Source organism: Pseudomonas sp. 478, assembly GCF_003254125.1.
Classification (GTDB): Bacteria; Pseudomonadota; Gammaproteobacteria; order Pseudomonadales; family Pseudomonadaceae; genus Aquipseudomonas.
The window spans coordinates 1-23,950 of record NZ_QKZG01000015.1; the positions used below are offsets into that span (position 1 = coordinate 1).

The 23,950-nt window shown below is 58.6% G+C and carries 13 protein-coding genes and 1 pseudogene; 6 read left to right on the plus strand and 8 right to left on the minus strand.

From position 1 onward, the window contains the following. A pseudogene (locus DFS28_RS25330) lies at positions 1-2,075 on the minus strand (hypothetical protein); the annotation flags it as partial. Between the two features lie 483 nt (positions 2,076-2,558). Between DFS28_RS25330 and DFS28_RS25335 the strand changes: the two are divergent. Further along, positions 2,559-2,930 carry a DUF6124 family protein gene (locus tag DFS28_RS25335; RefSeq protein WP_111451929.1) on the plus strand — a complete coding sequence of 124 codons (372 nt, stop codon included), beginning with the start codon at positions 2,559-2,561 and terminating at the stop codon, positions 2,928-2,930. 145 nt (positions 2,931-3,075) lie between these two features. Here DFS28_RS25335 and DFS28_RS25340 read toward each other — a convergent pair whose 3' ends face one another. Continuing rightward, the gene (locus DFS28_RS25340; RefSeq protein ID WP_074879553.1) at positions 3,076-3,435 is read right to left on the minus strand and encodes a PilZ domain-containing protein; all 360 of its coding nucleotides are present in this window, start codon (positions 3,433-3,435) and stop codon (positions 3,076-3,078) included. 241 nt (positions 3,436-3,676) lie between these two features. After that, positions 3,677-4,054 carry a tol-pal system YbgF family protein gene (locus tag DFS28_RS25345; RefSeq protein ID WP_111451930.1) on the minus strand — a complete coding sequence of 126 codons (378 nt, stop codon included), beginning with the start codon at positions 4,052-4,054 and terminating at the stop codon, positions 3,677-3,679. A 157-nt stretch (positions 4,055-4,211) separates the two neighbouring features. On the opposite strand from DFS28_RS25345, the gene pyk reads away from it, so the two are divergent. Beyond that, entirely contained in the window at positions 4,212-5,663 is a 1,452-nt protein-coding gene (pyk, locus tag DFS28_RS25350; protein WP_111451931.1) for a pyruvate kinase, read from the plus strand. A 284-nt stretch (positions 5,664-5,947) separates the two neighbouring features. On the opposite strand, the gene DFS28_RS25365 is transcribed toward pyk, so the two are convergent. The 5 genes from DFS28_RS25365 to DFS28_RS25385 all read right to left on the minus strand — a co-directional run bounded on the left by DFS28_RS25365 (position 5,948) and on the right by DFS28_RS25385 (position 11,648). Beyond that, entirely contained in the window at positions 5,948-7,186 is a 1,239-nt protein-coding gene (locus DFS28_RS25365; RefSeq protein ID WP_111451933.1) for a hypothetical protein, read from the minus strand. A 66-nt stretch (positions 7,187-7,252) separates the two neighbouring features. Then, entirely contained in the window at positions 7,253-8,518 is a 1,266-nt protein-coding gene (locus DFS28_RS25370) for a hypothetical protein (protein ID WP_158539698.1), read from the minus strand. A 317-nt stretch (positions 8,519-8,835) separates the two neighbouring features. Then, the gene (locus DFS28_RS25375) at positions 8,836-9,585 is read right to left on the minus strand and encodes an enoyl-CoA hydratase-related protein (protein ID WP_111451935.1); all 750 of its coding nucleotides are present in this window, start codon (positions 9,583-9,585) and stop codon (positions 8,836-8,838) included. Between the two features lie 28 nt (positions 9,586-9,613). Beyond that, positions 9,614-10,549, minus strand: coding sequence for an iron-sulfur-binding ferredoxin reductase (locus tag DFS28_RS25380; RefSeq protein ID WP_111451936.1), 936 nt, complete (start codon positions 10,547-10,549; stop codon positions 9,614-9,616). Continuing rightward, on the minus strand, positions 10,542-11,648 hold the full coding sequence (locus DFS28_RS25385) for a GGDEF domain-containing protein (RefSeq protein WP_111451937.1): 1,107 nt from the start codon (positions 11,646-11,648) through the stop codon (positions 10,542-10,544). The genes DFS28_RS25380 and DFS28_RS25385 overlap by 8 nt, the downstream gene beginning before the upstream one ends. Positions 11,649-12,117: 469 nt before the next feature. On the opposite strand from DFS28_RS25385, the gene DFS28_RS25390 reads away from it, so the two are divergent. From DFS28_RS25390 to DFS28_RS25405, 4 genes are all read left to right on the plus strand, one after another. Next, positions 12,118-13,641: a fumarate hydratase gene (locus DFS28_RS25390; protein ID WP_008156025.1), complete on the plus strand. Its 1,524-nt coding sequence runs from the start codon at positions 12,118-12,120 to the stop codon at positions 13,639-13,641. Positions 13,642-13,877: 236 nt separating this feature from the next. Further along, the gene (locus tag DFS28_RS25395; protein WP_111451938.1) at positions 13,878-18,413 is read left to right on the plus strand and encodes a SpvB/TcaC N-terminal domain-containing protein; all 4,536 of its coding nucleotides are present in this window, start codon (positions 13,878-13,880) and stop codon (positions 18,411-18,413) included. After that, positions 18,410-21,202, plus strand: a complete 2,793-nt coding sequence (locus DFS28_RS25400) for an RHS repeat domain-containing protein (RefSeq protein ID WP_111451939.1) — start codon at positions 18,410-18,412, stop codon at positions 21,200-21,202. Before DFS28_RS25395 ends, DFS28_RS25400 begins: the two co-directional genes overlap by 4 nt. After that, positions 21,195-23,870 carry an RHS repeat-associated core domain-containing protein gene (locus DFS28_RS25405; RefSeq protein WP_111451940.1) on the plus strand — a complete coding sequence of 892 codons (2,676 nt, stop codon included), beginning with the start codon at positions 21,195-21,197 and terminating at the stop codon, positions 23,868-23,870. The genes DFS28_RS25400 and DFS28_RS25405 overlap by 8 nt, the downstream gene beginning before the upstream one ends. Positions 23,871-23,950: the final 80 nt, after the last annotated feature.

Sequence of the window (23,950 nt, forward strand, 5' to 3'; positions counted from 1 at the left end):
TCCGGTGCGGTAAACACCGGGGTGGGGAGGACGCGGTTGATCGAGAAGGACAGGATGGTCGACGGCGAATCCTGACCGGCCGCGTGCTGTGTGACTGTGAGCGTGTGGGTGATGTCGATCTCGAACGGCTCGGGACGCGTATACGTCCAGGTGTCACCTTGCACCACCGCGGGATAGACATTTGGATCGTCGCTGAATGTCAGATTGACCGTCGCCCCGGCCCAGCAGGTGCCATTGAAGATGGGCGTGTATTCGTTGTCGATCATCTCTGTGATGACCGGCGGGAGCAGAGGAATGGTCACCTCAAGGAAAAACCAATCGGAGAAGACCTGGCCCAGGCGTTGGCGCAGGTGAACCTCACGCTTCAACGTCGGCCCCCAGACCTCAGACGCCTGGCTTGACCATCGTCTGTTGGCCACCAACGCATCCGGTGCGGCCTTGCTCGCGCCACCAGGGTTGTACAATTCGACCGTGGCCCCGTTGTAGCCACGGCCGGTGAAGGTCGGCGTGTAATTCGCCACTGTATAAGTGACCTCGGTGGGTGCCGGTACCTTCCAGTCGTAGGTGAACGGGAAAGGCTTCGAAACGATCCAGCCACCGTCGCCATCAGACACTTTTTGTGTGGCCAAAAAGCTGTACAGGCCGGGCGGCCAATTGGTGGCGACCACCTGCCAGGCATTGTTGACAACCGTCACCGGGCCTAGCGATTGTCCACCTGGCCCGTTGGTTATAGCGATTTCGACTCTGGCGCCGTTGTGACCAACACCTGAGAACATAACGGTGTTGTCAGACGTTGCGGTGGGGATGACATCCGTCAGTTGGGGGGGGCGGATTTTGAACTGGCGCTCGAAGCCTCTCCCGGAAACCAAACCTGACGCTCCCCATCTTTGCTCCGCCACGAGGGAGACAGGGCCCGGCTCAAGTGTCACTCTCGCGGACCAGGTTTTACCACTTAGCGTCACAGCACTCTGCCCCACGCGCTCAGGTGACAGATCGATATAGATATCGACAGTGGAACCTGGCAAGTAATTATTACCGGTCACGTCAAACGACATGTCTTGCTCGATAGCGGGGCCGGTGATGGCCGGAACACCTAACACTTTAAAAGTCAGTAGGTCCGAACGGCCCATGCCGGCCAGTCCATTCCATTGAGCTCTTACACTCAACTCACCACTTTCCAGTGTTCCAACCATATCCTCTCTTAGTCTCAGGCTCCACTGCTGGCTGGATGGAACTTGAACTAAACTGGTAAGCATCTGCTGAGTACTGTCCGCTCTAATTACATGAACCATCACTCCAGGATTGCTCTCACCCCTGAAAACAATGTCCTTGCTGGGCACGATCTGAGCAGGCTGGGGTGAAGACAAGTCTATACCTCTGATTTTAAAAGGCCGGTTTAGACTATAACGCGAGATATAGAACGGCATCGATTGCCGAATGGCAATAGAATAATCACCATACGGCAAGCGCTGGTTAAGATCGAGGGCCCATCGATTTGAATTGGGCGTGATTTCCGCACTCAGTTGAATTGCCGAGGAACTCTTCATTACCCTGAGGATACTGCGCTCGCCGCCGGTCCCGGTAATCCTTGGCTTGCGATCTGCTATGACTTCATTTTGAGCCGGATAGGTAATAACTGGCTGATCACTAACGTATACAAATCTATGAATTTTTTCGGAGATCGTGTCATTAAATCGCCAGTACGCTTCATACAACCCATCCCCTGTAATAAAACTACTAACAGGATGGTGATTCCATTGTTCACCCGTATACCATTGTTCTTCAAAAGAACTTATCAAAACGTTGTTCACCATGTACTTCATCCAAACCTGGTGACGTCCCTTTTGCGCAACATTAAAAATAAAAACATTCGATCGATCGACAAACACACGATCATGAGGCCTATTGATCTCTAGTGGACCAACAAGAACTGATCCCGCGTCGTCGGCTGTCAAGTTGTTCGCGCCGGTTTGCTGTGCACTCTCAGTCAGAGGCTCTACAGAGTTGTCCGATTTCTCATCGGCAAAATCTTTCTCATGAGCAGCATCTGTGAAATCAACACTCTCATCTGACATGATCCAACTCCTGTATTTGGACGAAAACTCGGTCTGCCGCAACTTGACCTGCTGCTTTCTTTTACATCGATCAACGGGCGACCGACTACCTGTCAGATATGACAGTACCGACGAACGGCTACCCTACGCCTCGTCACTTTTCCTAATGTTTTAAACCCTTCAGTCCGCGGCTACAGCGCCTTGCGCCTTTGCCTACACATCCGCCAGAATCCGCCGGCTTGTGCGCCTTGGTATTGCCCCGTAACTTGATCCGCGTCGCTGCCAATCAGCGATCGGGTTTAGTCGCCCGGTAGGTAACATGAAGGTGCATAAGCGTCATTCAGTCGGGTATTCCCTATCCCCGCACTCAATGGTGGCTGTGCGCAGGGCGCCCTCGGGCGCGCCGGTTTTTTCATGTTCCTCCCGGTCGACTAACCTGCGTCCAGCCGCCACCCCTCGTTTAGTCGCGAGACGGTGGCAGCTTCACTAAAAGGAACAATGATCATGTTCAAGGCAACACCCAATCCCCCCGAAGCCGACCCGGTTTCCCCCTATTCCACCCTCGATTCAAAAAAGCTCAACGCCGCCGCCAACAAGGCGCTGGACCATTACCTCAAACCCCACATCAACCGCCTCCCTTCATCCCAGGACCGTGCCATGGAAATGTTCACCGTCGTCCCCGATGCAAACCCCGAAGCCCTGACCATCCAGACCTACGAAACCTTTTCCTCGGTCAGCATTCTGCTGCTCGACCTGGCCGAAAGCCTGGAGGACAAGCCGCGGCATCTGGCGATGGCGATTTATCAATTGAGTGAGTTGGGGTTGATGCTGGTGGAGCGGTCGCTGGCGAACGAGACGGCGATCAAGGTGACCTGAGCTTAAATATCAGGCGCCTGCGCTAACGCCTTCGCGGGCAAGCCCGCTCCCACAGGTTCGGTGGTGTACGCCAACATTTTGTTCGACGCGATCACTGTGGGAGCGGGCTTGCCCGCGAAGGCGCCAGTACAGGCACCGCAGGGCATCAAGCAGAAGCAGGCAGCGGCTGAAAACTGAAGTATTGCTTCAAGGCGCTGACCAGTTGCCCATACTCCGGCGGTGCCCGTTGCAGGCTGAACCCGGCGTCGTAATGGTGAGGGGTCGTGTCTTCATGACACCACAGACAACACCCCTGAAGATCGATGACCTGCATGCAGCCATCGCTGTCGGGGATTTTCAGGCGCAAATCGAAATCGGCGCCGATCATCATCGGCAGCTGGCTGATCAGCATCAGCCCGTCTTCGGACACATTGCCCAGAAAGCCGATGGGTTTGTCGGTGACGCTGTTGAACACTCTTAGAAAATACGGCAGTTGATGCCGCTCGATCCGGCGGTCAGTAAACATGCGCAAATGGCCCAGCAAGGCTCTTCAGCAGAGCCGCACTAATGCTTCGGAACGGGCCTGCTTCTCTTATATAGAAGCATGGGCGCGCTCTCCCCGATCCCGGTGCGACAGTCCATAACGCCGCTGCCGCTTACGCCTGCCGATCACAGGTGTTGCGTCGATCAGAGGCAAGGCTCTAAACCGATCTATTCGACTATAGCTCACCACCGCCGGTGAGCCAGCCTTTGAACGATCAGGACCATCAGAACTGCGTCGGGTGCACCACCGCAGCCGCGCTGCGCAGCGGATAGTGGCCCAGCGACTGCAAGGTTTCCAGGCGGGCGCGGGCGCGGTAGGCGTATTCACTTTGCGGGTACGAGGCGATGATGAACTGGTAGGTTTGCGCCGCATCGACAAACAGTTTCTGCCGTTCCAGGCACAAGCCGCGCATCATCGATGCTTCCGGCCACACGTAAGGCCGCGCTCGGCTGGCGCGTTCGACTTTGGACAGTTCGAGCATCACCTGCTCGCAATTGCCACGGTCGTAGGCGCTGTAGGCGTTATTCAAATGATGGTTCATCGACCAACGGGTGCAGCCCGTGACGCTGAGGGCAAGGGCGGCAATGAGCACGAATCGCATGGGGGTTCTCCTGTCTTGAGCTCTGTATCGACCCGTTGGCGGAAATCTTCAGGATTGTTCGTTTCAAGAAACAAACGAATAAGTAGTGCAAACGAACAATGACTACAACTTCGGACCATAGTAGCCTCACCCAGCGCTTGAACTCAGGAGTCTATGCATGTCCGTCCGTCGCACCAAAATCGTCGCTACCCTTGGCCCGGCCAGTAACTCGCCGGAAGTTCTCGAACAGCTGATTCTGGCTGGCCTGGACGTCGCCCGCCTGAACTTTTCCCATGGCACCCCCGACGAGCACAAGGCTCGCGCGAAGCTGGTGCGTGACCTCGCTGCCAAGCACGGCCGCTTCGTCGCTCTGCTGGGTGACCTGCAAGGCCCGAAAATCCGTATCGCCAAATTCGCCAACAAGAAGATCGAGCTGAAGATCGGTGATCAATTCACCTTCTCCACCAGCCATCCTCTGACCGAAGGCACCCAGACCGTCGTCGGCATCGACTACCCGGACCTGGTTAAAGACTGCGGCGTGGGCGACGAGCTGCTGCTCGACGACGGCCGTGTGGTGATGCGCGTTGATACCGCCAATGCCACCGAACTCAATTGCACCGTACTGATCGGCGGCCCGCTGTCCGACCATAAAGGCATCAACCGTCGCGGTGGCGGCCTGACCGCTCCGGCCCTGACTGAAAAAGACAAGGCGGATATCAAGCTCGCCGCGGAAATGCAGGTCGACTACCTCGCCGTGTCCTTCCCGCGTGACGCCGCCGACATGGAATACGCCCGTCAACTGCGCGACGAAGCCGGCGGTACTGCCTGGCTGGTGGCGAAGATCGAACGCGCTGAAGCCGTGGCCGACGACGAAACCCTCGACGCGCTGATCAAAGCCTCCGACGCCGTCATGGTGGCCCGTGGTGACCTGGGTGTGGAAATCGGCGACGCCGAGCTGGTGGGCATCCAGAAGAAAATCATTCTGCACGCACGCCGCCACAACAAGGCTGTGATCGTGGCGACCCAGATGATGGAGTCGATGATCCAGAACCCGATGCCGACTCGCGCCGAAGTGTCCGACGTAGCCAACGCCGTGCTCGACTACACCGACGCCGTGATGCTCTCGGCGGAAAGTGCTGCCGGCCTGTACCCGCTGGAAGCGGTGCAAGCCATGGCGCGCATCTGCATCGGCGCTGAAAAGCACCCGACCAGCAAGACCTCCAGCCACCGCATCGGCAAGGTCTTCGAAAGCTGCGACCAGAGCATCGCGTTGGCGGCCATGTACACCGCCAACCACTTCCCGGGCGTGAAGGCGATCATCGCCCTGACCGAAAGTGGCTACACGCCGTTGATCATGTCGCGCATCCGTTCCTCGATCCCGATCTACGCGTTCTCCCCGCACCGCGAAACCCAGGCCCGCGCGGCCATGTTCCGTGGCGTCTACACCGTACCGTTCGACCCGGCATCGCTGCCGCCTGAGCAAGTCAGCCAGGCCGCGATCGACGAGTTGCTCAAACGCGGTGTCGTCGAAAAAGGCGACTGGGTGATCCTGACCAAGGGCGACAGCTACCACACCATCGGCGGCACCAACGGGATGAAAATCCTGCACGTTGGCGACAAGATGGTCTGAGTGACCGGTTGCTGAAAAACAAAAGCCCCGCCATGTGAATGGTGGGGCTTTTTGGTTTCTGATCTGGAAGAGGTGTCGCCTTGATGGACGCCTTCGCGAGCAAGCCCGCTCCCACAGGGGGTTTGTGTACCCACAGATCCAGTGTGGGAGCGGGCTTGCTCGCGAAGGGGCCCGCCCAGTCACCGCAGAATCAATGCCGTTTGGCGAACCCGGTCAACGCCGCAATCACTTCCCCCGAGCGCAGCTGCTGGGTGATCTGTGCGCTCTCTTCTTCTATGGCCGGCTCATCCTGAATAACAACTGACCGTCACACGTTCACCGTTACCTTCAGTGGTACCGACGGTGATGATATTCGCGTCGTACTGTCGTAGCGTTGCCGCAGCGATAGATACCCTGGGTTCCCCTCGGATAACGCCCTCTTGTCCAAAACGGCTATCCAATTGTCCGGAGGGCAGGTAGCGGGCGATGGCATACCGGGTTATGCCTTCCGATGTTTGACCGCCGCCGACCAGTGTGAGGTGTTGATTCTGGACGATGACATCGCGCCACATCACATCCATTTGCGGGATGGATAGCAGGGCAGGCATTCCATTGTTGAACTGCGCATCCGGTTGGCCTTGGGCGTCGATAACCGATAGAAGCCCACGGCCGGTATACCACGCCCCGCCCAGATGTCCTGCGCCGACCGTTTTGCCGTCCTGGGTGAGGGCTATCGGTCCCAGATAAGTGTTTACCCCTGAAATCTCGACCGTGGCATAACCTAGCTCTCCGAATGTCGCGTCGATGCCCCCGTTTTCATGAATTCGTGTCATAAAACTGAACGTGTGTGTACGTATTCGCGTCGTACCGGCGACCAGGTAACGGCCATCGGCTTGCACGGCAACACCTTCAAGCGTCGTCAGCCCAGTGTCTTTGTAAGGGACAGGGACATAGCCTCGGCTATTAAATGTGGTGTCCAGCGAACCATCGGGTTCAAGTCGAATCAGCAATCCCTCGTATCGGTCGTTCAATATCCTTTGGGGGGTGAGTGTCAGGAGTATTTTATCGCCGGCCAACACCGTTGAATGGCGGCAGAATCCTGTTTGCAACTCGTCTTGTCCGGCAGGTTTGAGCTGGACGATTTGTTGTCCGTTCTGGCCAAAGGTCGTATCTGCACTGCCATTGCGATGGAACATGGCCAGTGCCGGGTACGTGCCCATTGATGTCGTCTTCTCTGCGACGAGTAGAATTCGACCATCGCGCAGCAGGTGCAGATCAGTCACCGGGGTGATCTCGTTATCCTGGCCGAACTCTCCAATGACGTATCCATCGATACCAAAGGTCATGTCTGGCGAGCCATCTGGCTGTAGACGAGCCAGCCCGAAGCCGGGACCAGTGCGAAATCCAACGATAATTTTATTGTCGGGTTGTATTTTTACGGTCTCGCCATAGCCCTCAACACTCAGGTAAATTCGGCCGCCATCGCCAAAGCCGGGATCTAGATCGCCAGAAGCGAAGGGTGACTGGTTGTGTACGTTGGACATGGTCCTGCTCTCCCGACTGAGGATGATGACAATCGTGCCCGAGCCCTTTCGGGCCCGGGTGAAGGGCTACGCCAGGTAACGCAGGATGGCTGATTTTTGCGATTGATCGTCAGCCGCGAGCAGCGTCTTATTGTCGGTCTGCAGCGTCATCGCAGTGACACCATCACCTTTGTCGAAACCGGTACGGGTCCAACCCGATCCGTTGAACACTGGATCCAGGGTGCCATTGCTCTGGAAACGAGCGACAACGCCGTCGAAGTGAATGGCGTCTGAACCCTGTATGGCTCCCGCCACGACGATCTTCCCGTCGGTTTGCATCGCAGCACCTACCCAGCCGGTCGGTTTGTCATCCAGTTGCGTGTAAACCGGGCGCGCGCCATTGAACTGGATGTTTGGACTTCCATCAGGCTCAAGACTCACCATCAAGCCTTCAGAGGGGCTGGAGATAACTTCGCCAATAGCGAGAATTCGTTGATTAGGTTGCATCGACATCTGTGTGAAGCGCAGGCGTTTGTCGTCAGAGGGAGAGGAAGCAACGAGAACGAAGCCGTCTTTACCAAAGGTGCGATCCAGGCTGCCGTCAGTGTTGTAACGAGCGACAAAAGCATTTTTTGATTGGTTAAAACTGCCACAGGCCAGGTACTGGCCGTCTGCTTGAAGCAATACATTGTCAATCAATACCGGCTGATCAGGTGCGTCAGGGTGGCTCAAGGTAATGTAGCCAACACCATTGAAACTCAGATCAAGTGAACCGTTGCTCTGGAGTCTGAAAATCGCTCCTACCCGGGGACGATAGGTGCATACCAGGATTTTACCGTCGGGAAGTACCTGGGCAATGTCTGATGCCGGGCTTGTCGGGGTCATTGCCGTTTGACCCGGTGGGTCAATGGCAGTGGCAAGCGGGGTGTCGATGATGACTTTCCCCCCAGTGCCAAAATCTGGATCAAGGCTGCCGTTGTGGTTGTAGCGGGCCAACGCCGGGACGTACGCGGGGTACTGATCTACACGGGTTGAGGCCTGAAGAAGAATGCTCCCGTTTTCAAGAAGGGTAATGGTATTGCCAGTTGAGTCGGGTTCACCTGCGAACGAGTCAATGACAAGACCATGGGTGCCGAATGTCGGGTCAGGCGATCCATCGGCATCAAGGCGTCCGAGCATGTACCCGGCCTGTTCGTTAGCGATGTAACTCCCGGTGAAATAGATTTTTCCATCGGTCGCCACAGTCAGTCCCTTGATGGTGACGCTTATCGCTGCGCCGAAGTCAAGGTGGACCTTGCCGTTTACCCCAAAGGCAGGATCGAGCGTGCCAGAGAGCAGGTCTTGTGCTGACATTGTGTTCTCCTTCAAATAATGAATGATCACCGGGGGGTTAAAGGACTGCGCCGGGTCAGAGCATCTGAACAGTGAAGGTGGGGGCCGTCTACTGTCAGACTTGACAGTAGACGGCCTGTGTTTTTTCAGTTTTTGGGCGCACATACGCAAAAAGCCCCGCCATGTGAATGGCGGGGCTTTTTAGTTTCTGATCCGTAAGAGGTGTCGTCTTGACGGACGCCTTCGCGAGCAAGCCCGCTCCCACATTGGATCTGTGGCGTTCGCCCCCCTGTGGGAGCGGGCTTGCTCGCGAAGGGGCCCGCCCAGTCACCGCAGAATCAATGCCGTTTGATGAAACCGGTCAACGCCGAAATCGCTTCCGCCGAGCGCAGCCGTTGGGTGAACTGTGCGCTCTCTTCTTCTATGGCCTTGCGCAGTTGTTCGCGGTCCGCGGCTTTCATCAATTGCTTGCTGATGCGCACCGCTTCCGGCGGCAGCGACTCGAAACGCAACGCCACCTCCCGCGCCTTGGCCAACGCCGCTTCGCCACTGTCCAGGGCTTCGGTCGCAATCCCCCACTGTGCCGCTTGTTCACCGCTGAAGCTTTCACCCAGCAGTAACAAATGCGCCGCTTTGGCCTGCCCGAGCAACCGCGGCAGGATCAGGCTGGAACCAAATTCCGGACATAACCCGAGATTCACGAACGGCATGCGCAGGCGCGCATCGCGGCTGACATACACCAGATCGCAATGCAGCAACATCGTCGTGCCAATGCCCACGGCTGCACCGGCCACGGCGGCGATCACCGGTTTACGGCATTCGAGCAAGGTGAGCATGAACTGAAACACCGGGCTGTCGAGGTTGCTCGGTGGTTGCTGGATGAAGTCGGCGATGTCGTTGCCGGCGGTGAAGCACTCGGTAGTCCCGGTGATCAGCACGGCATTGATTTCAGGGTCGGAATCCGCCAGTTTCAGCGCTTCGGCCAAGTGGCTGTACATGGCGCGGGTCAGGGCGTTTTTCTTGTCGGGGCGGTTGAGGCGCAGGGTCAGCAGGCCGCGCTCGCGTTCAAACTGGATGGCATCACTCATGGTCGGTCTCGCGTCTGAAAATCAGCGCTCAACCGCGCAGAACAAAGACGTCCGCCAGCAGTTGATTGCGCGGCAATCCCGCCAGGTACAAGCGCCGGGCAAAGGCGTCGACGCTGTCAGGGGCTCCGCAGAGTAAGGCCAGGGTTTGCCGTGAAACAAGCCGCAGTTGCGCCAAAGCCTCGGGCAACTCGGCCGCTGTCCACAGCTCAATGCTCAGGTTAGGGCGGCTGGCGGCCATGGCTTGCAGGGGTTTGGCCAGGTAATGCGCCTCGGCATCGTGGGCCAGGTGAATGACGCGAATGGCGCCTTGATGATCTTGCCGTAGCGCTTCCCGCAAGATACCGAACAATGGGCCCAACCCTGTGCCGGCGGCCAGCAGCCAAAGTGGTCGGGTGTTCCAGTCCGGGTCGTAATGCAAGGCCCCGCCGCGCAATTCGCCGAGGCGGATCGCATCACCGATTTTCAGCTGACGGGCCGCGTCGCTGAATTCCCCAGGCTGGCGACAATCGAGGTGGAACTCCAGAAAACGGTCTTCTTCCGGCAGGCTGGCCAATGAATACGGGCGCGCCACGTTGCCCGCCCATAACACCAGATGCTGCCCGGCGCTGTAGCGCAACGGACGCTCGGGGATCAGGCGCAAACGCAACACGCTGGCGCTCAACCAATCGACAGCCGCCACCTCGGCCGGGCGGCCGTCCTGTAGCGGATCGAACGTGTGGACTTGCAAGTCTTCGACCACCTGACACTGACACGCCAGGCGCCAGCCTTGCTGTCGTTGCTCTGCGCTGAGGGCATCGGGGCGGCTGTCGCTCGGCAGCCCTTGGACACATTGCACCAGACAGGCATGGCAACTGCCGGCGCGACAGCTGTAGGGCACCGACACGCCGTTCTGATTCAACGCATCGAGCAGGTTGCTGCCCGCCGCCACCGACCATTGGCGTTCGCCGACCCGTAACTCAGGCATCGACGTTCTCCCACGCGGCCGCGCAACGATTGCGGCCGTCACGCTTGGCGCGATAAAGCGCCTGATCGGCGCGCTGCAAGGCTTCGTCGAGATCATCGCCCACTTCGAGCAACGTCATGCCCGCCGACAAGCTGAGATGGGCGACGTCGAGTCCGATCAGTTGTACATCGGTGAACGCAATGCGCAGCCGCTCGCAGCAGGAGGTCAAGCGCTCGGGGTTGCAGTCGGGCAACAGCACGACGAATTCTTCGCCACCGTAACGGGCCAGAACATCGCCATCGCGCAAGCAGGCGGTGGCCACGGCGGCAAAGGCTTGCAGCACCTGATCACCGGCGGCATGGCCGTGCACGTCGTTGATGCGTTTGAAATGGTCGAGGTCGATCAGCGCAAGGCCATGCATGACATCGGCGTCCATGGCCCTCAGCTCCCGGGAGGCCAGGCGCAGGAAATGCCGGCGATTGAACAGCCCGGTCAGCTCGTCGGTGGCCACCAGGTCTTCGAGCTGGCGCATCATCCCGCGCAGGGTGTCCTGATGCGCCTGCAAGGCAAATCGACGCTGGCGCATGCGTTGACGGGAAGCCTGGACGTGACGGGCATAAAGCTCCAGCCAGACCAGCACGATGAGCAGCACGCACACCTGCAACGCGGCCAGTGCCGGGTCGGGCAACTGGAAGTGGTAGCCCTCCCACAGCGTGATCGCGCTGAAACTGACGAACACCAACAGCGCGCACCGCAAGAAGGCAAAGCGCGAAAGGTGAAACAAGCCGAACAGCAGAATCAGCACGTAGAACACCAGGAACGCGCCGCGTGCTTCGTCCAGATGGGCGATCAGCCAGGTTTGCCAACCCAGCCCCAGCAACACTTGCGCTTCGGTCAGGCTGGGATCGGAAAAACGCAGGTTGCAGCCGCTGTAAAACACCGCAAACAACGCGGCCTGGCTGATGACCACCAGCGCACTGCCGATGACCACGTTGGACAGGGATTCATCGTAATGACCGGTAAAAAATGCCAGCCACAACAGCAACAGAGCCAGGGCGTAGGTGCCGGCTGCGAGGGCGAAGCGTTTGAGCAACAAGCGCTGGATGGCGTTATGGGTCAATCGTTGACTCACCGTGCGAAGGGAGGCTGCTTGAGTGTCCTACTCTACAGACCGAACGCCACTTTAGTAGCGTGCCTGATAAATGACCATTCAATTTTTAGGGCGAAAAACTGGCGTCAAAGGCATGACCTTCGACTTTCCGCAAATTTACACACAAACCTTTGTGGGAGCGGGCTTGCTCGCGAAGGCGGCGTGTCATTCACATTAATGCTGGATGTGCCGATGCCTTCGCGAGCAAGCCCGCTCCCACCAAAAGCCCTGCCGCAGGTTTATTTGCATCGCCAGCCTATGCGACCAACGATTGACTACCGGCGGGTGTGCCCGGAACCGAGGCGCGTTATACTGCCGCGCCTTTTTAGCGTCGCGCCAGCAGCCCCGGCGTGCCTTGTAAAGGTGCTTGCAACCGACCGATGCACCCAAGCTGCAAGCACCTTATTGAATGTTCCCGTCTTTTAGAGGAGCGCGACTCATGACCGTGATCAAGCAAGACGACCTGATTCAGAGCGTTGCCGACGCCCTGCAGTTCATTTCCTATTACCACCCCGTTGACTTCATCCAGGCGATGCACGAAGCCTACCTGCGCGAAGAATCGCCAGCGGCCCGTGACAGCATGGCGCAAATCCTGATCAACTCGCGGATGTGCGCCACCGGCCACCGCCCGATCTGCCAGGACACCGGCATCGTTACCGTCTTCGTTCGCGTGGGCATGGACGTACGTTGGGATGGCGCCACCATGGGCCTGGACGACATGATCAACGAGGGCGTGCGCCGGGCTTACAACCTGCCGGAAAACGTTCTGCGTGCCTCGATCCTCGCCGACCCGGCGGGCGCTCGTAAAAACACCAAGGACAACACCCCGGCCGTTATCCACTACTCCATCGTTCCGGGTAACACCGTGGAAGTGGACGTGGCGGCCAAGGGCGGCGGTTCCGAGAACAAGTCGAAAATGGCCATGCTCAACCCGTCCGACTCGATCGTCGACTGGGTGCTGAAAACCGTTCCGGAAATGGGCGCCGGCTGGTGCCCACCGGGCATGCTCGGCATTGGCATCGGCGGCACCGCCGAGAAAGCCGCAGTGATGGCCAAGGAAGTGTTGATGGAATCCATCGACATTCACGAGCTGAAAAAGCGCGGCCCGTCCAACCGTATCGAAGAGATGCGCCTGGAGCTGTTCGAGAAGGTCAACCAACTGGGCATCGGCGCCCAGGGCCTGGGTGGCCTGACCACCGTGCTCGACGTAAAGATCATGGATTACCCGACCCACGCCGCTTCGTTGCCGGTGTGCATGATCCCCAACTGCGCCGCCACCCGTCACGCGCATTTCGTGCTCGACGGTTCCGGACCGGCCTCCCTGGAAGCGCCGCCGCTGGACGCCTACCCGGAAATCGTCTGGGAAGCCGGCCCGTCGGCCCGTCGCGTCAACCTTGATACCCTAACGCCTGAAGACGTGCAGAGCTGGAAGCCGGGCGAAACCGTCCTGCTCAACGGCAAGATGCTCACCGGTCGCGACGCGGCGCACAAGCGCATGGTCGAGATGCTGAACAAGGGTGAAACCCTGCCGGTGGACCTCAAGGGTCGCTTCATCTACTACGTCGGCCCGGTTGATCCGGTGCGCGAAGAAGTGGTGGGCCCTGCCGGTCCGACTACCGCGACGCGGATGGACAAGTTCACCCGTCAGATTCTCGAGCAAACCGGCCTGTTGGGCATGATCGGCAAATCCGAGCGCGGCCCGACTGCGATCGAAGCGATCAAGGACCACAAAGCCGTGTACCTGATGGCTGTTGGCGGCGCGGCTTATCTGGTGGCACAAGCCATCAAGAAATCCCGCGTGGTGGCTTTCGCCGAACTGGGCATGGAAGCGATCTACGAGTTCGACGTCAAGGACATGCCAGTGACTGTTGCAGTAGACAGCAAGGGTGAGTCGGTACACATCACCGGTCCTGCCATCTGGCAGAAAAAGATCAGTGAAAGCCTGGCGGTAGAAGTGCAGTAAACGCTTCAGCTTGCCTATACGGCCGGGTCGTCTTTCAGATGACCTGGCCGTTTTTTTTGCGCGCCACTTTTACCATTCGCTATAACGCACAGCGTTTTTCAACCTATTCGGTCTAGAAAACCCCGCCCTACCTGTCAGATGTGACAGGTCACACCTTCCTATGATTTTGTTAGCGTCGCTCTATCACGCGACTCCATTGCTATGGGAGAGCGCAAAGCCGATACAGGATCAGCCCCATGGAAGAGCAAGCGTCCCTGAGCATCACTGAACCCTCGATCGCCAAGAGTGCTTCCATTGCCACGATCGGCAAAAGCTGGGGTTCGGTCGGCGTAACGGGCAGTGCTTCATTCGAATTGCCGCTGCCCCTTTCAGCAGGGCGCGGTTTCGACCCCGCCATGGCGCTGGGCTATGACAGCCAGGGTGGTAACGGTCCGTTCGGCATTGGCTGGCGTTTGGGGACCAGTGCCATCACTCGCCGGACCAGCAAAGGCGTACCCGACTACCTCGCCACCGACATCATGGTCGGCCCAGGTGGCGAGGAGTTGATGCCCGAGCTGGATGACGAGGGCAAGCCAACGTCCAGAGAAGTAACCGAATATCGCGGTCTCCCCATTGGCAAGCACGACGTTGTGCGCTACTGGCCACGGGTCGAGAGTTCGTTCGATCTGATCGAGCTATGGCGTTCTGACGTCACCCCTCAAGGATTCTGGCTTGTGCATGGTGCCGACGGAAGCCTGCATCTTTATGGCAAAACTGCGGCATCGCGTCGGGCAGACCCTCAGGCCGAAGACCGGGTGGGCGCTTGGCTTCTGCAGGAAAGCATGAATGCTCATGGCGAGCACATTTGCTTCGAGTACAAGCCAGAAGAACCCCATGATCCAGACAATGCACATGACTACAGCGCTCAGCGTTACTTGCAGCGCGTGCTTTATGGCAATTTCGAGGCAAGCAGCCACTTGTATGGCTGGAACGTACTGAAGCTGGCGCCCCCTTCGTGGCATTTCCACCTGCTGTTCGACTACGGCGAACGCACCCTCGACCGGGAAAAGAAGCCGATCTACGGCCCGCCCTTCGATGCTCCCGGCGATGGTCATGGTGAGTGGCAATTGCGCAGCGATCCCTTCCACAGCTACACCTACGGATTTGAACTAGGGACCCGCCGCCGGTGCCATCAGGTCTTGATGTTTCATCACTTTCCAGAGCTGGGCGCAAAACCGGCGCTGGTTCGGCGATTGTTGCTCAAGTACCAGCCGACTGCGCTGGAGTACACCCAACTGTGTGAGGCGCACTATCAGTCATACGACGCCAGCGGCGCCGTGGAAAACATGCCGCCAGTTGAGTTCGACTATTCAGAGTTCGAACTGAACAAGCAGTCGAAACCGTTCCCGTTCGAAAACATGCCCGGTATCGAGGACGGAGCGCTCCACCAATGCGTTGATTTGTTCGGTGAAGGTGTGCCGGGTTTTCTCTGTCGTTACGACCAGAGCTGGTATTACCGCGAACCCTTGCGCGCGCTGACAGGGGCCGATGACATCCACTACGGTCCCTGGACAGAACTGTCCCGAATCCCCGTAGCCGATCGCAATCAACCGACCTATCAGGCGTTGACCGATATGACCGGCGACGGCCGGCTGGACTGGATTCTCGCGTCCCCCGGCATGAGCGGTTTCCACACCCTCAACCCCGATCGCAGCTGGTCAGGGTTCATTCCCTTTACAGCATTCCCGGTAGAGTTTTTCCAAACGCTTTCACAGTCTGGCGATTTGATGGGCGACGGGCTCAGTTCGATGGCGCTGATCGGCCCGCGCAGCGTGCGACTGTACGCCAATCGGCGTGAGGAAGGTTTCGCGCAGGGCCAGGATGTCGAGCACACACCGGACACCGATCGCCTGCCGCTGTTCAGCAACGCTCGCAGCGAACTGGTGTTGCTCGGCAATTTACTGGGCAGTGACATGACCGAGCTGTGCCGCATCCGGCACGATGAAATCAAATGCTGGCCGAACCTCGGGCACGGTCGGTTCGGCAAGGGTTTTGTCATGAGTGCCCTGCCCTTCGACTACGCCACATTCGACGCGGCGCGGGTGTGGATTGCCGATCTGGACGGCTCTGGTGCACCGGCACTGATTTATCTGAAGTCCGACTGTTTCGAGATCTATTTCAATCACGGCGGCAATGGTCTGGAGCAAACCCCCGTAACGGTCCCTTGGCCCGAAGGAATCCGCTACGACAACCTGTGCCAGGTCACCCTCGCCGACCTGCAAGGCCTGGGGTGCGCGAGCCTGATCTTGACCGTGCCGCACATGAAACCACGGCACTGGCGCTACGATTTCGTCAGCGCCAAGCCGTACATGCTGGTCGCCAGTAATAACAACATGGGCTGCAGCACCCAGGTGGTGTATCGCAGTTCGGCGCAGGAATGGCTGGATGAAAAAAATCGGATACTCAAGTTCAAACGTCTGCCGATTTCCTACTTGCCGTTCCCGGTGCCCGTGGTCAAGCAACAGAGCCAGCTCGATGAAATCACCGGCAACTGCCTGAACCAGTTTTTCCAGTATTTGCAGGGTTATTACGATGGCCGGAACCGCGAATTTCGCGGCTTTGGCCTGCTGCGTCAGACCGACAGCGAAACGGCCACACGGGCAGATGACACCGGTTTTACCGCCCCGGCGCTGGTCTGCACCTGGTTTCACACCGGACGGCAAATCGACCTGCCACGCGATGGCTATTTCAACCGTGACCCCGAAGCCTGTGATTTAAAACCCACACTGTTCTGCCAGTATCACCGCAACGACGCTTTCGATGAGCCGATCCCGCCAACCGATGAAGCCACCGCCCACGCCATCGCCCACGCCCTGGCCGGTTCGGTGTTGCGTGTGGAGACCTACGCCGCCGACGATGACCTGGCCATGGCGGTGCCGTTCGCGGTGGAGGAAAGCCGTTACAAGGTTCGCGAACTGCGCAAAAAGGCAGACCATGACGCGTACCCGGTCATGCTGCCCTTGCAACTGGAAACGATCAGCTACCAGTACGAACGCTTCGAGAATGACCCGCTGTGCCGACATGAAATCACCTTGAGCCACGACGAGTTCGGTCTGCCTGTGCATGCCATCACGGTCAGCTATGCGCGGCGCCAGACCGAGCAGGATGAACCGCCCTTTGACGACGTCGATGAGCAGAAATGGTGGCTTGATGCCCATGACCCGGCGCAACAGTCCTATTACCTGAACGAAACCCGCGCCGAGTTCATTCATTTGCAGGAGTTGGAGGACTGGCAAGGCTGGCGACTGGGTCTGCCCTATCTGCAACGGGGCAATGCGTTGGTACTGCCCAAGAAGCCAGCCGCCGGGGGACTCGCTCCCGCAGACATTTCTTATGAGGGCTTGCTCGAACTGTACGCCTCGCCCGAATGGGTGGCTCAGCGGCTACTGACCACGCAGTCGGTCTATCGCTACTTCAAGACTGACGACCGAACACTGCTTGCTGACGGCGAGGCGGATTTCGAGGCACTGCGGGCGCCGCTGGAAATTGCCCAACTGGACAAGACCGCACTGCAAGCCTATGACACGGTCGAGTCGCTGGATATTCGGGACGAACTGGAAAGAATCGGTTATTTGGCCATGCCTCTGGTGCTGGGCGTAGACCCAGAGGCAGACAAGGAAGAGGACAAGGAGAGAAACCTGTGGTCGTCGCGGTATGGTTTTGCCAAATACGGCAAGCTCGATAGCTTTTACAAAGTGATGGAGTACAACGAAACCCCCAGCTACGGCATCACGAAAGCCCAATACGACGCCTACTGTCTGCTGCCGAAAAGCATCACCCAGCCGGACGGATGCGAAGCCCGTTTCGAATATGACTATCACGCGCTGCAACTCATGCGCAGCTACGATGCCAATGACAATGTCGAGGAAGCCCTTTACGAGCCGTCCGGACAACCCCTTGCCATCAGTTTTTATGGCACTGAAGGCGGCGAAAAAGTTGGTTTTTGCCCCCTCGGCGAACAAGATCGTCCCGAGGACCATCGCCCGGGCCCTGCCATCGAAGATCCCAAAGGCGCCCTGCAAAAAGCAGCCAGCGTATTGCGCAAGGACCTGTTCAGCTGGATGGGCGAACTCCCCCCGTCCGTCAACCAGACACCTGACTGGCTGGCCACCTGGATCGCCCAGGGTTACGTGCTACCCAGCCTGCACATTTGCGCCAGCGCCCGCCGTCGCCTGTCCCGGCTCAAGTCCCTGACCGCGCCTGAACAAGCACTGCTCGACCTGATCCGCACGGTGCCCCGCGAACCGGTGCACAGCGTCGTCCTCACCGCCGACCGCTATTGGGATGATGAGCTGCAACAAATCCAGATCGTCAAAGTCTTTGTGGACGGTTTTGGCCGGACGCTGCAGACCAAACAGTTGGTCGAGCCAGGGCTGGCTTTTGTGGTGGAAAACGGTGAGCTGGTGATTGAAGACGGCAAGCCCAAGGTTGCGCATGCCGACCCACGCTGGCGCGTCAGCGAACGTGTGGAATACAACAACAAGGGGTTGGCCGTTCGGGCATTTCGCCCTTACTTCGCCGATGGACATTGCTATATCAATGACCATTCCTTCCGGGAGTTCGGCCATCACGATCAGAACTTTTACGACGTGCTGGGTCGCCTGTACAAAATCATCAACGCCAAAGGAGATGTCGCGCTCGAGATCATCCATCCCTGGTACACCACCAGCCTGGATTTCAACGACACCTACGTTGCGCCGCCTGAAGGTGAGCTGAAGGCAGGCAAGCCATGACGACCTCGGCTCATTGGCGCACCCCGAACCTGACGGTCATCGATAGTCGGGGCTTGTCGATTCGCCAGGTCGCGTACTTGCGCAAGGTCGCTGCCGCCCCCGTGGAAACCCTGATCGGCCGCCAGCGCTACGACGTTGCCGGGCGACTGCTGGAGCAATGGGATCCGCGACTGTTCGGTGTCGTCCCCAACATGGCTACGGTTTATCGCCTGTCCGGTGAGCCGTTGAAGGTCGATTCCGTCGACGCCGGTTGGCGTTTGAGCCTGCCCGGGCTGTCGGGGGAAGAGCTCCAGCGCTGGGACCAGCGTGGCAGTCATTGGCGCACCACCTACGACCGTCAGTTGCGTCCGATAGCCGTCGAGGAAAATGGCCAGCCGAACGTCGAAACCTTCTCCTATGCCGATGACTCCGCCGATCCCGCATTTAACCTGCGTGGCCAACTGACCGGGCAACTCGACCGCTCCGGCACCTTGAGTTTCGATAGTTACAGCCTGCTCGGACAACCTCTGCGCGAAACCCGAACCCTGCTCGAAGGCCAGCCCTACGTCAGCAGTCGCACCTTCAGCCCGCTGGGCACGGTGCTGAGCCAGACCGATGCCGGTGAGCACCAGCAACAGTCGCGTTACGACATCGCCGGGCAGCTCAAGCAGGTTCAGTTGCGGATCAAAGGCAGCCCCGACTGGCAGCCGATTCTGCAAGACGCGCAGTACAACGCCGCCGGCCAGATCATCGAACAACGCGCCGGCAACGAGGTGCTCAGCACCTGGACTTACGACCCGGCCGATGGGCGCCTGGCTACGCAACGAGCACAAAAAAACGCCGAGCTGGCGCTGCAGGACCTGCAATATTTCTACGATCGTGTCGGCAACATCACCCGCCTCGAAGACCACACCTTCCAGCCGATCTTTTTCGCCAACCAGCTGGTCGACGGCCACCGCGATTTCACCTATGACTCGCTGTACCGCCTGACCCGCGCCAGTGGTTACGACGATGCACCGCCGTCGGATGTACCGGGGCGGCCCCTGCCCGGGGATCCGAACAATCGCCTCAACTACACGCAACACTACGAGTACGACGCCGGTAACAACCTGATCGAGCTGCGGCACGTGCGGGCGGGTGCCTCACACACCCGCGCGATGTTCATCGACCCGGCCAGCAACCGCGGTGTGCGCTGGAAACCTGGAGACCCCGATCCAGTTTTCAACACCTTATTTGACCGCCACGGCAACCTCCAGGCCTTGCAACCGGGCCAAGCCTTGCAGTGGAACAGCCTCGATCAGCTGGAAGCGGTGACGCTGGTCAACCGCGATAACGGCCCCAATGACCAGGAGTTCTACCGCTACAGCCAGGGCGTGCGCGTGTACAAACGCCACGAAACCCACACCTCCTCGCTGACTCATTTCCAGGAAGTGATCTACCTCCCGGGCCTGGAAATCCGCACCCGCGACAACGGCGAAGAACTGCACGTGATCACCCTGCCCGGCGGGCACGGCAACGTGCGTTGCCTGCACTGGGTCAGCGGTCAACCCGCGACCATCGCTGCCGATCAAGTGCGCTACAGCCTCGATGACCACCTGGGTTCCTCCACGCTGGAACTCGACCAACAGGCGCAAGTGATCAGCCAGGAAGGTTACTACCCGTTCGGCGCCACGGCCTGGTATGCGCGGGGCAGTCAGGTGGACGCCGACTACAAAACCATCCGCTATTCGGGCAAGGAAATGGATGACAGCGGGTTGTATTACTACGGTGCGCGGTATTACGCGCCGTGGTTGCAGCGTTGGGTGAGTGCCGACCCAGTGCAGGCGGACGGGCTGAACAGATATGCCTACGTGCAGAACAACCCGATGCGCTATGTGGACTCTGACGGGAAAGCCAAAGCGGAAAGCGCGATCATGCTTTATTCAGGTTTTATTTCTACCGTCGGTGGACATGCCGAGCAGACACTCGGGCAACTCCACAACATCATCCATCAGAAGCACATCAAACGAAATCTGATGGCGAATCTGGCGGTCGAGGTAGTCAAAGGGGTCGCGGGCTATGAAACCGGACTCGCATACGGCAAGTTAGTTGACATCGCTGTTCCTGGTCTTCCTACCGAAATTCCATACTTAACGGCTGGGGGGTTGATCGGTGGCAACATCGCCGGAGATGAAACCGGCGCGAAGATAGACCCCATTGCAAACGCGCTCGCGGATAAAGTCGGGGTCAGCCTCGGCCCGCTCATACCACAAACCTCTAAGATGTCCGTCAAAGAGATTGATCGCCAGTTAGGCATCGCTGATGCCGTTAACGAAATCAACAGCTGGAAAGACGCAAAGAAAGAGCTGATCCACCCGGCGCTCAACGCAGTCCTCAACCCTGAATTTATAATGAACAGGGTAATGGCCTCGTGGATATCGCCCATCCCAGGCGCCATCAATATGTTTGCTCGCGCCGTGGAAGCCGAAGACATCAAGAACGGGCTCGATCCGGTCAAGATCGGCAAAATCGAGACTATGCTCAGCGACTGGAAAACGGCTGTCGAAGAGCGTTCGGAGTGGGCCGAATCGGCTTTCGACGCATTAGGTTCCGATGAACTCGGGCCATGGGTAACAGGTGGGGCGCCTATCACCCGGGCAGGCTTGCGCCAGCAAACCAGCGCCGTCCTTGCCGACATAAAACACGCTCAAGGAGGGATCGCCGCCTACAAAGAGATGGGTACTACGGATAATCAGTTTTTAAGGCGGCAAGCTCATCCGGCTTCCACAAATCACTCCAGGTTGTACAACTGGTGGACCAAAGGTGGATAGTTTTGTCCACCAGCGCACGCCCTCGCTCACTGTGCATGAAAGCCGGGGCCTGCCGGTCCGCCAGGTGGCTTATCTGCGCGTAGTCGCCGACGGCCCCGTGGAAACGCTCATTACCCGCCAACAGCACGATGGGGCCGGGCGACTGCTCGAGCAATGGGACCCGCGGCCGTTCGGTGTCGCTCCCAACCTGGCCACGGTCTATCGCCTGTCCGGCGAGCCGTTGAAGGTCGATTCCGTCGATGCCGGTTGGCGTTTGAGCCTGCCGGGGCTGGCGGGGGAAGAGCTCCAGCGCTGGGACCAACGTGGCAGTCATTGGCGCACCACCTACGACCGTCAGTTGCGTCCGATAGCCGTCGAGGAAAATGGCCAGCCGAACGTCGAAACCTTCTCCTATGCCGATGACTCCGCCGATCCTGCATTTAACCTGCGGGGCCAATTGACCGGGCAACTCGACCGCTCCGGCACCTTGAGTTTCGACAGCTACAGCCTGCTCGGACAACCCTTGCGCGAAACCCGAACCCTGGCCGAGAGCATCCCCTACCGCAGCAGCCGAATTTACAGCCCGCTGGGCACGGTGTTGAGCCAGACCGATGCCGGTGAGCACCAGCAACAGTCGCGCTACGACATCGCCGGGCAGCTCAAGCAGGTTGAACTGCGGATCAAAGGCAGCCCGAACTGGCAGTCGGTGCTCAAAGATGCGCAATACAACGCCGCTGGCCAGATCATCGAACAACGCGCTGGCAACGAGGTGCTCAGCACCTGGACTTACGACCCGGCCGATGGGCGCCTGGCTACGCAACGAGCACAAAAAAACGCCGAGCTGGCGCTGCAGGACCTGCAATATTTCTACGATCGTGTCGGCAACATCACCCGCCTCGAAGACCACACCTTCCAGCCGATCTTTTTCGCCAACCAGCTGGTCGACGGCCACCGCGATTTCACCTATGACTCGCTGTACCGCCTGACCCGCGCCAGCGGTTACGACGATGCGCCGCCGTCGGATGTTCCGGGCCGGCCCCTGCCTGGGGATCCGAACAATCGTCTCAATTACACGCAACACTACGAGTACGACGCCGGTAACAACCTGATCGAACTGCGGCACGTGCGGGCGGGTGCCTCACACACCCGCGGGATGTTCATCGACCCGGCCAGCAACCGCGGTGTGCGCTGGAAACCTGGAGACCCCGATCCAGTTTTCAACACCTTATTTGACCGCCACGGCAACCTCCAGGCCTTGCAACCGGGCCAAGCCTTGCAGTGGAACAGCCTCGATCAGCTGGAAGCGGTGACGCTGGTCAACCGCGATAACGGCCCCAATGACCAGGAGTTCTACCGCTACAGCCAGGGCGTGCGCGTGTACAAACGCCACGAAACCCACACATCCTCGCTGACTCATTTCCAGGAAGTGATCTACCTCCCGGGCCTGGAAATCCGCACCCGCGACAACGGCGAAGAACTGCACGTGATCACCCTGCCCGGCGGGCACGGCAGCGTGCGTTGCCTGCACTGGGTCAGCGGCCAACCGGCGAACATCGCCGCCGATCAAGTGCGCTACAGCCTCGATGACCACTTGGGTTCCTCCACGCTGGAACTCGATCAACAGGCGCAAGTGATCAGCCAGGAAGGTTATTACCCGTTCGGCGCCACAGCCTGGTATGCGCGGGGCAGCGCGGTGGACGTCGACTACAAAACCATCCGCTATTCCGGCAAGGAAATGGATGACAGCGGGCTGTATTACTACGGTGCGCGTTACTACGCGCCGTGGTTGCAGCGTTGGGTCAGTGCCGACCCGGCGGGGGCTGTGGATGGGCTGAACCTGTATGCGATGGTCGGCAACAACCCGCTTCTGTACATCGACAAGTCAGGCACATCAAAAGCGGTGTTTGAACTGGCGAAGGATTTCGTCGGCGTGCTCGGTAAAGCCAAAAACGCGGCCGACCAGATACACAACCTTGCCACTGAATTCGACGGCCTCGTTCCCGAAGGTGCCGATATTGCCGAGGTACGGCAGAACATGACGCTGGGTAAATTCCTTCTGTCCAAACACGGCGTCAAATCAATTTTGAAAGGTGCGATTGCGGGTAGCACAGTGGCCTCGGCGATCGGCAGTGTCGTCCCCGGTGTCGGCACCGGAATTGGCGCGGCGATCGGCATGTTTGTCGGCGCCATAGCGATGCCGCTACTGCGCTACTACTTTTTCAAGAAAGGCCTGAAGCTGGCAGAGACACTGCATACCCAGGAAATCAAAAATGGCCTGAACACAGCGGTCGACACCACGAATAAAGTGATCGACGGGGCAAAAAGCATTGCCAATGGTGGCCGAGACCTGATCGACAAAATCAAGAATTTCGCAGACACCATCAATGCCTATCCAACGCAAATGCAGGACCTGTTTTACAAGCAGCTGGAGGAACTCACCTCCGAAAGACAACGTGATGTGATGAAGCTGCTCAATAGCGGCATCGGTATCGATCCTTTTGCGGCAATCACTCAGGTACTGGAGACAGCCCAAACCATCGGTGAGAGGCCAACCGAGGCAGCGAGTGCAAGTCAGCGGCTGGCACAACTGGCTGACGAAGTCGCGAACCCTGTATCTGAGAAACCCATTCCCAAACCGAGGAAACTGATACAGAAGCTACAGCGAAGAAACAGCGAATCAATCGCATAGATCGGCACACCAGCGAGCTATTCGAATGAGTCTCGCTGCACCTCGTTGTAATGTGCGCAGCCTGACATGCCTGGCAAATA

Excerpts from the sequence above, each read along its gene's own strand:
- DFS28_RS25340 (WP_074879553.1), bottom strand. The coding sequence starts at position 3,435 with ATGTTTACTGACCGCCGGATCGAGCGGCATCAACTGCCGTATTTTCTA.
- DFS28_RS25390 (WP_008156025.1), top strand. The coding sequence starts at position 12,118 with ATGACCGTGATCAAGCAAGACGACCTGATTCAGAGCGTTGCCGACGCC.
- DFS28_RS25335 (WP_111451929.1), top strand. The coding sequence starts at position 2,559 with ATGTTCAAGGCAACACCCAATCCCCCCGAAGCCGACCCGGTTTCCCCC.
- DFS28_RS25395 (WP_111451938.1), top strand. The coding sequence starts at position 13,878 with ATGGAAGAGCAAGCGTCCCTGAGCATCACTGAACCCTCGATCGCCAAG.
- DFS28_RS25345 (WP_111451930.1), bottom strand. The coding sequence starts at position 4,054 with ATGCGATTCGTGCTCATTGCCGCCCTTGCCCTCAGCGTCACGGGCTGC.
- DFS28_RS25370 (WP_158539698.1), bottom strand. The coding sequence starts at position 8,518 with ATGTCAGCACAAGACCTGCTCTCTGGCACGCTCGATCCTGCCTTTGGG.
- DFS28_RS25400 (WP_111451939.1), top strand. The coding sequence starts at position 18,410 with ATGACGACCTCGGCTCATTGGCGCACCCCGAACCTGACGGTCATCGAT.
- pyk (WP_111451931.1), top strand. The coding sequence starts at position 4,212 with ATGTCCGTCCGTCGCACCAAAATCGTCGCTACCCTTGGCCCGGCCAGT.
- DFS28_RS25380 (WP_111451936.1), bottom strand. The coding sequence starts at position 10,549 with ATGCCTGAGTTACGGGTCGGCGAACGCCAATGGTCGGTGGCGGCGGGC.
- DFS28_RS25375 (WP_111451935.1), bottom strand. The coding sequence starts at position 9,585 with ATGAGTGATGCCATCCAGTTTGAACGCGAGCGCGGCCTGCTGACCCTG.
- DFS28_RS25365 (WP_111451933.1), bottom strand. The coding sequence starts at position 7,186 with ATGTCCAACGTACACAACCAGTCACCCTTCGCTTCTGGCGATCTAGAT.